We start from the raw sequence: 14,973 nt of genomic DNA, 5'->3' as shown, positions 1-14,973 counted from the left end.
CAGGCTTTCGAATATCAAACGTTTGCGCTTTTTTGAGCATCGCTTTATAAAAGAAACAAAGCCGTTAACAGGTTAACGGCTTTGTTTTATTTTGTATTCAGATTGGTCATGGTCAGTTCAATACCGATATTGACAAAGCTATTGATCATCTTTACAGCATGATCGATAAGCTGTGGCAGTTCTTTTTGCTCTTCAGGATCAAATGGCCCAAGCACATAATCCACCTGTCTGCCTTTGGGATAATTATCACCAATTCCAAAACGCAGACGCGGGTATGCCTGCCCGCCACATAGTGCTTCAATAGACTTTAAACCATTATGTCCTGCAGCAGAGCCCTTAGGCTTGATACGTAAGGATCCAAAAGGAATAGCAAGATCATCCACAATAACCAGCGTATTTTCGATAGGAACTTTCAGCAGTTGCATGTAATAATTCATTGCCTTACCGCTTAAGTTCATATAAGTAGTCGGTTTGATTACATATACATTATGGCCCCGTTGCTTATACTCCGCATATGACGCAAGTTTTAACGTTGAAAAAGAAGCATTAGCTTCCTTAACAAGTTGATCTGCGACCATAAAACCGATATTATGACGTGTGTCGGCATATTCCCTTCCGATATTGCCCAATCCTACGATAAGATAATTCATTGTTTAATACTTAGCCTGCAAAAGTAAGGAAACCTTTTCATATACAATAGTTCTTCCATGCTTTAACAAACAAAATAGCACACTCAGTTCTTATCCAAAGTGTCCGCTAATATAGTTTTTCGTAATTTCATGTTGCGGATTGTTAAAGATATCATAAGTAGCACCCTCTTCCTTCACTTCACCCAGATACATGAAGATCGTTTTATCAGCCACACGTTGTGCCTGCTGCATATTATGTGTCACAATAACAATTGTATACTGTTCTTTTAACTGATGGATCAGCTCCTCTATTTTTAGGGTACTAACCGGATCCAAAGCCGAACAAGGTTCGTCCATTAAAATAACATCAGGACGAAGTGCAACTGCACGGGCAATACACAGACGTTGTTGCTGTCCACCAGATAAACGGGTTGCCGGTTTTTTAAGATCATCTTTCACCTCATCCCACAGATATACCTCTTCAAGAGCTTTTTGAATAACAGCAGGACTTGCGTCTAGATTGTTCAGCTTCAGACCGTAAGCGATATTTTCCTGGATACTTTTTGGAAATGGGTTCGCTTTTTGGAAAACCATGCCTATTCTCTTGCGTATATCCGTAACCGAGATACCTTTTTCATAAATATTTTGACCGTCGATACTGACCGTTCCTTCAATTCTAGCATCAGGAACTAGGTCATGCATGCGGTTAAAGGAGCGAAGTAAAGTACTTTTGCCACATCCGGAAGGACCGATCAATGCCGTTACTTTTTTCTCAGGAAACTCAATATCAATTCCCTTTAAAACATGTTTAGAACCAAACCAGATATTCAGATCTTTGGTATATAAATTATTGGTCATTTTTTCTGTATTTATAACGAATGTAAAATGCGGTTAAATTCATTAAGAAAACCACGATAATAAGTACGAGTGCAGTTCCATAAGCCAATGGACGCACTTCTTCTATAGATTGATGCTGTGTCGACAGCATGTAAAGGTGATAAGGCAAAGCCATAAATTCCTGACTAGTGTTAACAGACACATCTGTAATGTAAAATGCAACACCGGTAAACAAAATTGGCGCTGTTTCACCTGCCGCTCGCGATAATGTCAAAACAACACCCGTGAGGATACCGGGCAATGAAGCTGGAAGCACAACATCTTTAATCGATTCAAATTTTGTAGCCCCTACAGCAAGTGCCGCTTCACGCATACTCGCAGGAATACGTAGTAATGCCTCTTCCGTTGTCGTTATGATATAGGGCAAGGATAAAAGCCCCAATGTCAAACCAGCAGATAAAAGTGAAGTTCCAAAATGTAGGCCCTGCACAAATAATGCTAATCCGAATAAACCATAGATGATTGATGGTACACCTGATAAGTTACGTATAGAAGCTCTGATGGTACGTGTTAGCCATGTGTTTTTGGCATATTCATTTAAGTAGATCGCACAGCAGACACCAAAAGGAATTGCAAATAGCGCCGTTATCAATGTCAAGATAACTGTTCCGATTATTGGCGAAAGCACGCCACCTTTAGTCATACCATCGGTTGGTAATTCAGTGATGAAAGACCACGAGATCGCAGACCAGCCTTTTGAAAAAATTTCGTAAAGGATGACAATAAGGAAAAAACAGACTAATCCAGTAGAAAGTAATAATGAACCCCATTCAATAATGGGAGTTATTTTTTTAAAATTAAGCCGCATGATATTTTCTAAAACGATTAATAAAATATTCACCAACCAGATTGGCTATTAAAGTCATGAAGAACAATACAATTGCGATGGCAAATAAAGCAAAGTAATGTGTTGTCTGAAAAGGCACTTCGCCCATTTCTATAGCAATTGTTGCTGTAATGGTTTTGACCGAATCAAAGAAATCCTCAGGAAAAAGGGCTGCATTCCCAGTCGCCATTAATACCGTCATGGTTTCACCGATGGCTCTTCCAAGTCCGAGCATAACGGCTGCAATGATTCCGGGAGCTGCTGCTGGGATAGTAATTTTGATCAACGTTTGCCACTTACTTGCGCCAAGTGCATAGCTACCTTCGCGATAAGTTTTTGGAATAGCATGGATGGCATCTTCAGAAATTGTGATGATGGTCGGTAATGCCATAATAGCAAGTAAAAGAGAACCGTTTAAAGCATTTAGTCCATTTGGAAGATCTGTAAGCGATGCTATTTTGGGTCCTACCAATACAATTCCTAAGAAACCGATGACAACAGAAGGAATAGCAGCAAGCATTTCGATTAAGGGTTTCAATATATTTTTAACTTTAGGACTTGCATATTCCGAAATGTAAGCTGCTGTACCAATTCCCAAAGGGATCGCAATTACCATAGCACCAAATGCAACAATTGTTGTACTCACGATCAATGGTAAAATACCATAGGTAGGAATTGCAGCTGTAGGGTTCCATTCACGTCCTGTTAGGAAATCCAATGGTTTTACTTCTAAAAAGAAAGAAATAGCATTGTAGAGTAACATTCCGAAGATACCACCTAAAAGTGCCAACACAAGATATCCTGTCAATTTGAAAGTGTGCTGGGCGACACGATCAATTAAAATTCTATTTTTATACTTCATAACCTTTATTAATGAATAACGTAATACCCCGACGATTCGATTAAAGCTTTTCCTTTCGTATTTTTTTCAAATGAAATGAACGGTTCTACTTTTTCCCATGATGATTCCGGAATAAATTGGAATAACGGACGCTGGAAGTAGTATCGATTTTGACGGATGGCCTCTTGGTCTAATGGCGATACAGCTGTGTTCGTTTTATCAATGATTTTTAAAACTTTTATTCCTTGCTGAACATTGGTGTTTTGAGAGATATAACCTGCACCAACATACCCAATACCAGATTTATCCAGTTTTACACTTTCTAAAATCTGCGAATTACCAGTCATCTCCTTCGCTGCTTGACTGAATTTGATTTTTAATTTTTTCTTGACAAAAGAATAAGTTCCAGAACTACTCTGTCTACCGTAAATGGTGATCGGTAAATTGCTATTTGACAATTTAGACCAGGAATCCTGTGTACCATCTAAAATTTCTGCTAGATCTTTTAGGTTGATGGAGTCAATAGGATTGTCTTTATTCACCACAAATGCCGTAGCATCTTCCGCAAACACAACTGTTCTTAAAGGAATATTTTTTTCTTTGAAGAGATCAATCTCGTCCTCTGTAAGTGGACGTGAAGAATTTGCAATATCAGCCTGCCCATTGAGAAGAGCAGTGATACCTAGACCTGAACCTCCGCCGGAGATAGCTATACTGAAATCAGCGTTTTCCTTAGAGAACTCTTCTGCAAGATTAACAGCTAAGTTCACTTCGGTGTCTGAACCTTTCATTTTGATCGCATGATCGGAATCAGCACAACTTTGAATCAAAATAAGGATGGAGAACAGGAATATCTGAGGATATCCAAAAATGTGTTTTTTCATTACTTTTATAAAACAAGTCGAGACCTGAAGATGATCTCAAAAGTAATGATACACTGTTAATTCGTGATAAATTCAATGTTAAGATGGTGTTAAGAATTAATTCCCTAAACTTTTCTTAACAAAAAAAGGCATCGATAATTCGATGCCTTTTAATAAGCTGTTTAATAAATCCCGAAAGATTATTTTTTACCACCTTTAGTTGCTTTCGCAGCTTCTGTTTCTGCTTGACGTAAAGCACGTGACATGATAACAGATACGATCGTATCGTCAGAGTTGTTTAAAACTTTAGCGTTTTCTAAAACTACTTGAGCTACGCGGAATGATTTACCAACTTCTAAAGATTCCATAGGAACTGCAATTTCTTGAGGTAAGTTTCCAGGTAAAGCTTTAACACGTAATTTACGTAATTTTTGAACTAATTTACCTCCTAATTTAACACCTGGAGAAGTACCAGTTAATGTTACAGGGATATTTAAAGTAACTTCTTTCTCATCATTCAACTCTAAAAAGTCAACGTGAGTAACTAAGTCAGTTAATGGGTGGAATTGAGCGTCTTGAACGATAGCCTTTACAGTTTTTCCATCAAGGTTTAATTCAATGAAGATAACCTCTGGAGTGTAAAGTACTGCTTTCAAATCAGCTGCGGATACAGAAAGGTGAGTTTGTGTAGAACCACCATATAGAACTGCAGGAATATTACCTTCGTAACGCAATTCTTTCGCATCTCTTTTCCCTACGCTCTGTCTTACAGAACCGCTAATAGCAATTGATTTCATCTTTAATTTGATTAAATTTTAAGGTGCAAAGATATGTTTTTTTTGTTATAATGTTACTGTAATTGCTAATATTATAACAAAAAAAACCTTCCTCCATAAAGAGAAAGGTTTTTATATGTTTTGAATTCTAAGTGGTTAACTTATTCAACTTCGAATAAATCAGAGATAGAACCGTGTTGGTTAACATTCTTAATTGCTTTTCCAAATAATTCTGCAGTAGATAACACTCTAATTTTAGTCGACTGTTTCATTTTTTCTGGATCCAATTGAATGGTATCGGTAACAATCATTTCAGATAATACAGAGTTTTCAATTGTTTCGTAAGCTTTACCTGATAGTACAGCATGTGTACATACTGCTCTTACAGATTTAGCGCCACTTTCCATGATCAAAGCTGCTGCTTTTGATAAAGTACCTGCAGTATCACAGATATCGTCAATCAAAACAACGTCTTGACCAGTAACATCACCAATGATAGACATTGATTCAATTTCGTTGGCACGTTTACGACGTTTGTCGCAGATGATTACTTCTGCATTGAAGAATTTTGCAAATGTACGTGCGCGGTAAGAACCACCCATGTCTGGAGATGCAATCGTTAAGTTAGGAAGGTTTAATGATTTGATGTAAGGAACAAAGATAATCGAACCGTCTAAGTGATCAACAGGAATATCGAAGAAACCTTGGATTTGCGCCGCATGTAGATCCATTGTCATGATGCGGTGTGCACCTGCTGCGGTAATTAAATTAGCAATCATTTTAGCACCAATGGCTACGCGTGGTTTGTCTTTACGATCCTGACGTGCAAAACCGAAATAAGGAACTACAGCAGTAATGTAATGGGCTGAAGCACGCTTTGCTGCATCAATCATCAACAATAATTCAAATAAATTGTCTGTTGGTTGATTTGTTGATTGAACAATAAATACATCGCTTCCACGAACTGATTCATTGTAAAAAGGTTGGATTTCTCCATCGCTAAAACGAGATAACGTTTTATCTCCAAGAGGTTTCCCGTAGGAGGTAGCGATTTTTTCTGCTAATTCTGTAGTGCCAGAACCGGCGAATAACTTAACCGTGTTGAATTGCAAAGGCATGGTTTTTTATTTTTGATATAGTGGATTAGAATAGAATTTTCTGTTTGTATGTTGCCAATTACTTTCTAATGACTTAAAAAAAAAGGATTGTTTTTATAACAATCCATTTTTTTCTTTTTAAAGTTGCTCGACCTGGATTCGAACCAAGACAAACAGTACCAAAAACTGTCGTACTACCCTTATACTATCGAGCAATCTATCTTATAGATTCGATTGACATGTCAACCTTTATCCTTTCGATGGTGCAAAGTTAGATAAATGTTTTTAATTTCAAAATTTCAATCAAAAAAAAATGTAAAAATTTAAATAATGCCTCATTATGAGCAGGAAAAAGTAAAAGTCAAGCAGATTGCATTATTTTGTTATTATAATAATTCGAGCACTACCCACGATATTTTTAATGTTAAACAGCTGTAGAATGTCAAAATCTTATCCCAAGGTGTATAGTGTATGATAACTTCTTTTGAATAGTATCCACTAACAGGTATCATATTTACTACTGGTGGAAATATTTATTGAGAACTATCTTTTTAATGTAGTATATATTATGGATATACTCCATTTAGACAGGATTGGATCAATACATCATGAAAGTATTTTTGAAAATGTATTAAAACAAAAAAGGCTTACCGAAGTAAGCCTTTTTTAATGTTGCCCGACCTGGATTCGAACCAAGACAAACAGTACCAAAAACTGTCGTACTACCCTTATACTATCGGGCAAACATTCTCAAAAGCGTAACACTATGGAAGCGTGTTGGTCACTTTTGATGATGCAAATATACGGCGCTTTTTCATTTCTGCAAATAAAAAATGAACGGTAAATGCCTTTTAATTGATTCTCAGGCTAATAATTTTTTAATTTATTCTGAAAGACCAGTTCTTGGCCTAGTCTAGAGCTTATCTGGCAGTAACAAATTTGAGTTTAAGCGTATAAAAAAATATAATTTATTCGTTTCTTATTAAATATCCTTATTTTCGGAACGTATTATAATCTTTATACAGTATAATTATATGAACTATACTAAAATTAACAATGTTTTAGGGTGGGCCTGCGCAATTATTGCTACCGTCACTTATATGTTAACCGCAGAAAGGTCAACGAGTTGGTGGGACTGCGGTGAGTTTATCGCCTCAGCATATAAAATGCAGGTGGTTCACCAACCAGGTGCTCCGTTATTTTTGATGATTCAAAATATATTCTCGAACCTTGCAGGGGGAGATGTTACAAGAATTGCTTTTTGGATGAATGTGGGATCTGGAGTATGTAGTGGTATTACCATTTTGTTTTTATTCTGGACCATTACAGCATTAGCTCGAAAAGTGGTCACAAAATCTGTAGATGGAACATATTCAAGTGCAGATTTGATCAAGATCTTCGGATCAGGATTGGTAGGAGCTTTAGCATATGCATTCTCAGATACATTCTGGTTCTCAGCAGTAGAATCCGAAGTATATGCCATGTCTTCTTTATGTACAGCTGTCGTATTTTGGGGTATTCTAAAATGGGAAAATCATGCAGATGAACCTGGTGCTGACCGTTGGTTGATTTTTATCGCTTACGTAATGGGACTTTCCATAGGCGTTCACTTATTAAACTTACTTGTTATCCCTGCTATTGCAGTTGTTATTTACTTTAAGAGAGCAAAGACAATTACAAGCAAAGGAGCTATCCAGTCATTTCTTTTAGGGGTAGTGGTTTTAGCGGTGATCTTATGGGGCATCATTCAATACTCGGTTAAATTCGCCGCTTATTTTGATTTATTCTTCGTCAATACATTAGGATTGGGATTTGGATCAGGATTCACATTTTTTGTTGTGTTATTGGTGGCATTATTAGCTTATGGTATTTGGTATTCGATCAAAAAAGTAAAACCGATCTTAAATATTGTAATGATCAGTGCTTCTTTTATCATTTTCGGATACAGCTCATTTGCCATGATTATGATCCGTGCAAAAGCAAATCCAACGTTAAATAATAGTGATCCAGAAAATGCCTTTACTTTCTTAAGTTATTTGGGACGTGAGCAATATGCAAGTGAGCCTTTGTTTAAAGGTCCTAACTTTGATTCTAAAGTTACAGGAGTAGAACCTACCTATTCTTACAGAAAAGATAAAGATAAGTATACAAAAATCCAGACAGGATCTACTTACCAATACGATAAAGAAGTTTTATTCCCTCGTGTGTATAGTAATAGAGATGGTCATCCTGGCTATTATCAGGACTATTTAAGATTAGGTGAAGGACAGTCTCCAACATTTGGTGATAACTTAAAATTCTTCTTTAATTATCAGATAGGTCATATGTACGGTCGTTATTTCCTTTGGAATTTTGCAGGTCGTCAAAATGATCAGCAAGGACACGGTACTTTTACAGAAGGAAACTGGATCTCTGGTATTAAACCGATCGATCAAATGTTGGTCGGTGGACAAGATGCCCTTCCTGATTCTTTAAATACCGATCCATCAAATAATAAGTATTTCTTCTTACCGCTAATTATAGGATTGATAGGTGCTTTCTGGCACTTCGGTAAAAGACAAAAAGATGCTGGTGTTGTTGGATTGTTATTTTTCTTTACAGGCTTAGCTATTGTTCTTTATTTAAATCAAAGTCCTTTACAACCACGTGAACGTGACTATGCTTATGCTGGATCGTTCTATGCATTTGCCATATGGATTGGACTAGGAGTCTTTGCGATAGCAGATTTCTTAGGTAAGAAAATGAATCCTAAAACAGCGGCAGGACTTACGACAGTGGTTTGTTTACTTGCAGCACCTGTTTTATTAGCAAAAGAAAACTGGGATGATCACGATCGTTCACATAAATTAACGGCACGTGATCTGGCAAAAGATTATTTAGAATCTTGTGCTCCTAACGCTATTTTATTCACTTACGGGGATAACGACACTTATCCATTGTGGTATGCACAGGAAGTGGAAGGTATCCGCACAGATGTACGTGTGGTAAACTTAAGCTTATTAAGTGCAGATTGGTATATGGCTCAAATGCAGAAAAAGGCAAATGATGCCGATGCGTTACCGATCAATATTGATAAAGAGAAGTTTAAAAAAGGAGTGCGTGATGTGATGTACTTCCAAGATGTTCAAATTCCAGGACATGCTGATTTGAATTTAGTTTTACAGTTTATGCTTTCGGATGATGCTAAAAATAAAGCACAGCTGAATTCTGGTGAATTTGAGAACTTCTTGCCAACTAAAAATCTAGCTTTAGCGGTAGATAGAAATGCGGTTATCCAAAATAAAACAGTACCAAAAGAATGGGAAAATACGATTCCAGATACTTTAGCATGGACTTATAATAAGAATTATGTGACCAGAGCCGAACTGTCTATCTTATCTATTTTAGCTGATAACAATTGGAAAAGACCTATTTACTTTGCAGCTACAGTTCCAAATGATAATTACTTAGGTCTAGACAAGTACCTAGTGCAGGAAGGTTTTGCATATCGTTTAATGCCTATTCAGGTTGCAAAAGAAAATGCAGGAGCGCTTGTCAATACTGAAGCCGCTTATACTGATATTACCAAGAAGTATGCTTGGGGAAATATGGCAACATCACCTTACTTGGATCCAGAATCGTACCGTATGATTGGTTTAATTGTCAACTCAATAACGGGAAGTACTGCAACACAGCTCTTGGAACAAGGAAAAGAGAAAGAAGCGAAAGAAATAGCTTTGTTAGTGTACGACAAAATGCCGAAACGTGTTTTCTTGATGCGCGATGTTTTAAACTATACACCGATCATTAATGTTTTATACAGTGTCGGTGAAACTCAAAAAGCAAACGACATTGTTAAGCGTAATTTGCAGTTCTTAACTCAAAATATGTCTTATTATAATGCTATTGCGCAGACAAAACCAGAATTGGAATATTCAAATATTGAAACTGCTTTAAGAACACTGGGTGTTTATAAGAGTATTTTATCTCAGACAAAAGAGACGAAATTACTACAAGAAATACAACAGCTTGAAGAAAATTATAAAAAGCAGTTTGGAATATAGTAGATTAATAGACAAAAAAGAGGGGCTTGCAGTTTTGTAAGCCCCTCTTTTTTGTCTATTATTTTTGTTAGCAGACAGCTACTAGAAAAAGTGATCAACCATGGAGGTATTTTTTTATAACATTAAAAATATTTGAATGAACAAGCATTAATACTGACATTTAAAAAACTCATTTTCTTAACTGCACCTTTATACTAACTTTATTTTAGTCTTGATATGGTTTATGGTTATAAAAAGGGGATGATGGGAGGGTAATTGTAAAGGCTTGTTTACAAAGCGCTAAAACGATAAAACGGTTTTGTGATTTTGAGTAATTTTACCTAATTTGTCCTTTCATCTATACAATTAATTATAACCAAACAGATTTGAAGTGCATGTTGTTTTATTTTTTTCAATCGTAAGATAAACGGCTTCTAAGAAAATTAAAAATTGATTATGGTAAATTATCAAATAAAGGAAAGTACAGAAGTCTATGATGCTATTGTCGTCGGTTCGGGAGCCGGTGGTGGTATGGCGGGTTATATACTTGCCAATGCAGGCCTTAAAGTGCTGATGTTGGAAGCTGGTCCTTTTTATGACCCGGCAAAAGATTCTCAACAGCTACGCTGGCCTTGGGAATCTCCCCGACGCGGTGCCTCGACGACCCGTCCTTTTGGCGACTTTGATGCCGCATACGGAGGATGGCAACTTGAAGGAGAGCCTTATAGTAAAGTAGGAGGTACTGAATTTGAATGGTTTCGTGCCCGTATGTTAGGCGGTCGTACCAACCACTGGGGCAGAATATCATTGCGCATGGGGCCCGATGATTTCAAACCTAAAGATGGTGTTACTGATGCATGGCCAATTACCTATGATGAAGTTAAACCTTTTTACGACCGTGTAGATCGCATGATCGGTGTTTATGGAACTGTAGAAGGCATTCATAACGAACCTGATGGAATCTTTATGAAACCACCAAAGCCACGGTTAAATGAACTATATATAGCCAAGGGCGCAAAGAAAGCTGGGGTACCTGTTATTCCAGGACGTGGAGCAGTATTAACAGAAGTATCCAAAGAAATAAAAGGTAGAGGTACATGTTTTTATTGTGGTCAGTGTGGACGTGCCTGTAAAGTATATGGCGATTTTTCGTCATCTTCCTGTTTAGTGATACCAGCAATAAAGACCGGAAATCTAAAAGTAATCGATAATGCAATGGTTCGTGAAGTATTGACCAATGATGAAGGGATTGCTATCGGGGTTTCATATGTTGATACCAAAGATTTGCAGGAATACGCAGTGAAAGGAAAGACTGTCATATTAGGAGCTAGTGCATGTGAGAGTGCACGTATTATGCTTAACTCGAAATCTAAAGCACATCCAGGAGGTGTAGGGAACAGCAGTGGTGTTGTGGGAAAATATCTTCATGATTCAACGGGAGCAAGTCTCTCCGGTTTTTTACCACAATTGTTAGACCGTAAACGCTATAATGAAGATGGGGTTGGAAGCGTACATATCTACTCACCATGGTGGGAAGATAATAAGAAGCTTAATTTTCCTCGTGGCTATCATATTGAGTATGGGGGAGGTTTACACATGCCTTCTTATGGTTTTTTAAACTGGGTACCCAATGTAAATAACAATGCAAAAGGTCCTGATGGTAAGCAAAAGCCATTGGGTGGATATGGAGAATCTTTAAAACAGGATTATAACAGTTTTTACGGCGCTAATGTAGGTATGGCAGGAAGAGGAACGGCATTAGCCAGAATAGATAATTATTGTGAAATAGATCCCAATAAAGTCGATAAATTTGGAATACCTGTATTGCGCTTCCATTATAAATGGGCAAACGAGGAGATTGCACAGGCAAAGCATATGCAAGAAACATTTCAGTCAGTTATGCACGAAATGGGAGCTGTGATAACCTCAAAGATTCCGGGAGCGGATACCTTATATGGTTTAGAAGCACCAGGAAAAATTATCCACGAAGGTGGTACCACACGTATGGGAAATGATCCTAAAACTTCAGCTCTGAACAAATGGGGGCAAGCGCATGATTGTAAAAATCTGTTTGTTGTAGATGCCGGGCCATTTGTACAACAAGGTGATAAAAATTTGACTTGGACTATACTGGCTCTGTCAATGCGTACAGCAGAATATATTTTACAGGAAAAGAAAAATTTAAATAGCTAGAACTCATGAATAGAAGAGAATCACTAAAAGCATTAGGGCTTATCGCTGCTGGGACTGGTCTATTGGCAGGCTCCTGTAAATCCGATAATAGTAAAACTGCTGTTGCAGATGCAGCAGACAGAATTCCCGGAATTCAGGATTTTGAATATGAACGTACTAAAGCATTACAAGAAGAAAAATTCTTTAATGAACATGAATTTGCAACAATAACTGTTTTAGCAGATATCATCATACCGAAGGATGCATCTTCAGGAAGTGCTACGGATGCTGGTGTACCAGATTTTATCGAGTTCATCGTGAAAGATTTACCAGATAATAAAATTCCAATGCGCGGGGGATTGAAATGGCTGGATGTACACAGTCAAAAGAGATATGGACAAGCTTTTGTAAACTGTAAACAACAGGAGCAATTGGCGATTGTAGATGATATCGCATATCCCGAATTAGCAAGACCTGAAATGCAACAAGGAGTTGCTTTTTTCTCGCTGATGCGTAACCTAACGTCTTCTGGATTTTATACCAGTGAAATCGGTGTAAAGGCTATCGGTTTTAAAGGAAACACACCAGGAGTGTGGACAGGTGTGCCCGACGATGTTTTGAAAGAACATGGTTTTGATCCATCTAAGTTTTTTGGATAGGATTTAAAATTCACTTGAATAAAGCGTTTAAATATACGCAAAACTGTTACGCCTTCATTTCTATTTTAGTTAGAAATGAAGGCATTTTTTATTTTTTGACAACCTGTTGTTTTTCAGGAATATTTGTAAGTTTGTTGTCAGGTAACCAACCTAAAATATATGAATCGACAACTCAAACTTTGGGATGCCATTATGATTGTAATGGGATCAATGATTGGAAGCGGTATTTTTATTGTTTCATCGGACATGATGCGGCAATTGGGGTCCGGATGGTGGGTGATTATTGTTTGGATTATTACTGCAATAATGACTGTATCTGCCGCAATCTGTTACGGTGAGTTATCAGCTTTATTCCCAAAAGCAGGAGGGCAGTATACCTACTTAACGGAAGTTTTTGGGAAAATGACCGGCTTCCTATATGGTTGGAGTCTCTTTACCGTCATTCAGACAGGAACTATTGCTGCGGTCGCTGTGGCATTCGGTAAATTTACAGCCTATCTCATTCCTGAACTTAATAATGCCCCTCCCTTATATGAAAATGGATCATTTAAGATCACCTGGATTCAGGTATTAGCCATGTTCATTATTTTAGTCCTCACCTTTATTAATACGAAGGGAGTGCGAAGTGGTAAAATGATTCAGTCTTTTTTTACATCATCAAAAATAATTGCATTAATTCTGTTGATCATAGGTGGTATATTTATGATTAAGGAGAATCATTTTTCAGAAAATCTAAGTTATGGTTTAAGTTCCTATCAAAATTTAAAAGGCCTTGGTTGGACAGATATCAGTGGTGGTATCCTTTTAGGAGGTATAGCGGCGGCAATGGTTGGATCGGTTTTTAGCAGTGTAGCCTGGGAAAATGTAACGTTTATAGCGGGAGAAATTGAAAATCCAAAACGCAACGTCGTACGTGCAATGGTGATTGGAACTTCTTTAGTTATGGTGTTGTATCTGCTATGTAACTATGTTTATCTTGCTGCTTTAAGTAGAGATGAAATTGCATTTGCAGTCAATGATCGGGTTGCAGTAGCAACAGCACATAAAATTTTAGGGGAAACAGGTACGATAATTATGGCCATTTTAGTCATGATATCCACATTTGGTTGTGTCAACGGTATTGTGTTATCTGGCGCTAGAGTATTTCAGCGTATGGCTAAAGATGGACTGTTCTTGAAACAAGCAATCCCCAATAATAAGTATGAAGTTCCCGAGCGCTCTTTATGGTTGCAAGGTATATGGGCATCCTTACTATGTTTAAGTGGTCAGTATGGCGATTTGCTCGATATGATATCTTTTGTTATTGTGCTTTTCTACATGATCACGGTGTTTGCCGTTATTTGGTTAAGATTTAAAGCACCAACATTGGAGCGCCCTTATAAAACTGCGGGTTATCCCATTGTTCCGGTTATTTATCTTGTTATTGGCGCCACTTTCTGCATTTTGCTCATCCTGTATAAACCACAGTATACCTGGCCAGGATTTATTCTTATTATTTTGGGACTTCCCGTATATTGGTTAATCAATAAAAAGAAAGCATCTCCGATTGAATAAAGATTAGAGGACGTTGGAGATATTAAATTCATCTTTTATTCGGATTTTTTCAAAAAAAGTGGTACGTTTGCTTAAACATTCCCTTAATGAAACAGTCGATTTTATTAGATGGACCAAAATTTCAGATTACCATTCAAAGACTTTGTCGTCAATTGATTGAGAATCATGGAGATTTTTCAAATACAGTTATTATTGGTATACAGCCTCGCGGAACTTTCTTAGCCAAATGCATTGTCAAGGAATTAGAGAAGATGTTAGGTATTTCAATTTTAAGTGGTGATTTGGATATTACATTTTATCGTGATGATTTTCGTAGAAAAGGAAACGATGGTCCCATTTTAGCTAACAGCACAAACATTAATTTTATTGTAGAAGGTAAGAAAGTCATTTTAATGGATGACGTCCTTTGGACTGGTCGAACCATTCGTTCTGCAATGGATGCAATCCAAGCATTTGGTCGCGCTGAACGTATCGAACTATTGGTTCTGGTTGATCGCCGTTTTTCGAGACAGATTCCGATCCAGCCCGATTACATTGGAATCCAAGTGGATTCTATTGATTCTCAGAAAGTGATTGTGAACTGGAAAGAGTTGGATAATCAAGATAGTATCATCTTGGTAACAGAAAAGAAATAGAA

General features: G+C 37.3%; 12 protein-coding genes and 1 tRNA gene. 5 read left to right on the top strand and 8 right to left on the bottom strand.

What is annotated here, in order from left to right; genetic code table 11:
- Positions 1-86: 86 nt before the first annotated feature.
- The 8 genes from pth to HCX49_RS14880 form a co-directional block, all read right to left on the bottom strand.
- Positions 87-650, bottom strand: a complete 564-nt coding sequence (gene pth / locus HCX49_RS14915) for an aminoacyl-tRNA hydrolase (protein ID WP_168127545.1) — start codon at positions 648-650, stop codon at positions 87-89.
- A 90-nt stretch (positions 651-740) separates the two neighbouring features.
- A complete protein-coding gene (gene pstB / locus HCX49_RS14910; protein ID WP_132769040.1) occupies positions 741-1,487 on the bottom strand; it encodes a phosphate ABC transporter ATP-binding protein PstB in 747 nt (248 codons plus the stop codon).
- The gene (gene pstA, locus HCX49_RS14905; RefSeq protein ID WP_132769038.1) at positions 1,477-2,334 is read right to left on the bottom strand and encodes a phosphate ABC transporter permease PstA; all 858 of its coding nucleotides are present in this window, start codon (positions 2,332-2,334) and stop codon (positions 1,477-1,479) included. Before pstA ends, pstB begins: the two co-directional genes overlap by 11 nt.
- Positions 2,324-3,214, bottom strand: coding sequence for a phosphate ABC transporter permease subunit PstC (gene pstC, locus HCX49_RS14900; protein ID WP_021188714.1), 891 nt, complete (start codon positions 3,212-3,214; stop codon positions 2,324-2,326). The genes pstA and pstC overlap by 11 nt, the downstream gene beginning before the upstream one ends.
- A gap of 8 nt (positions 3,215-3,222) precedes the next feature.
- Positions 3,223-4,077 carry a substrate-binding domain-containing protein gene (locus tag HCX49_RS14895; protein WP_168127544.1) on the bottom strand — a complete coding sequence of 285 codons (855 nt, stop codon included), beginning with the start codon at positions 4,075-4,077 and terminating at the stop codon, positions 3,223-3,225.
- 179 nt (positions 4,078-4,256) lie between these two features.
- Entirely contained in the window at positions 4,257-4,853 is a 597-nt protein-coding gene (locus HCX49_RS14890) for a 50S ribosomal protein L25/general stress protein Ctc (RefSeq protein ID WP_021188716.1), read from the bottom strand.
- Between the two features lie 140 nt (positions 4,854-4,993).
- Positions 4,994-5,950 carry a ribose-phosphate pyrophosphokinase gene (locus HCX49_RS14885; protein WP_021188717.1) on the bottom strand — a complete coding sequence of 319 codons (957 nt, stop codon included), beginning with the start codon at positions 5,948-5,950 and terminating at the stop codon, positions 4,994-4,996.
- Between the two features lie 651 nt (positions 5,951-6,601).
- Positions 6,602-6,672: transfer RNA gene (locus HCX49_RS14880), tRNA-Gln, on the bottom strand.
- A 291-nt stretch (positions 6,673-6,963) separates the two neighbouring features.
- On the opposite strand from HCX49_RS14880, the gene HCX49_RS14875 reads away from it, so the two are divergent.
- From HCX49_RS14875 to pyrR, 5 genes are all read left to right on the top strand, one after another.
- Complete coding sequence (locus tag HCX49_RS14875; protein ID WP_132841240.1) at positions 6,964-9,972, top strand: DUF2723 domain-containing protein; 3,009 nt, start codon at positions 6,964-6,966, stop codon at positions 9,970-9,972.
- A 435-nt stretch (positions 9,973-10,407) separates the two neighbouring features.
- Complete coding sequence (locus HCX49_RS14870) at positions 10,408-12,144, top strand: GMC oxidoreductase (protein ID WP_168127543.1); 1,737 nt, start codon at positions 10,408-10,410, stop codon at positions 12,142-12,144.
- A gap of 5 nt (positions 12,145-12,149) precedes the next feature.
- Positions 12,150-12,782 (top strand): gluconate 2-dehydrogenase subunit 3 family protein, encoded by a 633-nt coding sequence (locus HCX49_RS14865; RefSeq protein ID WP_168127542.1) that lies wholly within the window; start codon positions 12,150-12,152, stop codon positions 12,780-12,782.
- A 159-nt stretch (positions 12,783-12,941) separates the two neighbouring features.
- Entirely contained in the window at positions 12,942-14,336 is a 1,395-nt protein-coding gene (locus tag HCX49_RS14860) for an APC family permease (protein ID WP_168127541.1), read from the top strand.
- An 86-nt stretch (positions 14,337-14,422) separates the two neighbouring features.
- Positions 14,423-14,971, top strand: coding sequence for a bifunctional pyr operon transcriptional regulator/uracil phosphoribosyltransferase PyrR (gene pyrR / locus HCX49_RS14855; protein WP_168127540.1), 549 nt, complete (start codon positions 14,423-14,425; stop codon positions 14,969-14,971).
- The last annotated feature ends 2 nt before the right edge of the window (positions 14,972-14,973 follow it).

It is taken from the genome of Sphingobacterium sp. B16(2022) (assembly GCF_012030425.1).
GTDB lineage: Bacteria > Bacteroidota > Bacteroidia > Sphingobacteriales > Sphingobacteriaceae > Sphingobacterium > Sphingobacterium anhuiense.
Note: the sequence above shows the minus strand (reverse complement) of the source record. Positions and strands in the feature narration are given on the sequence as shown.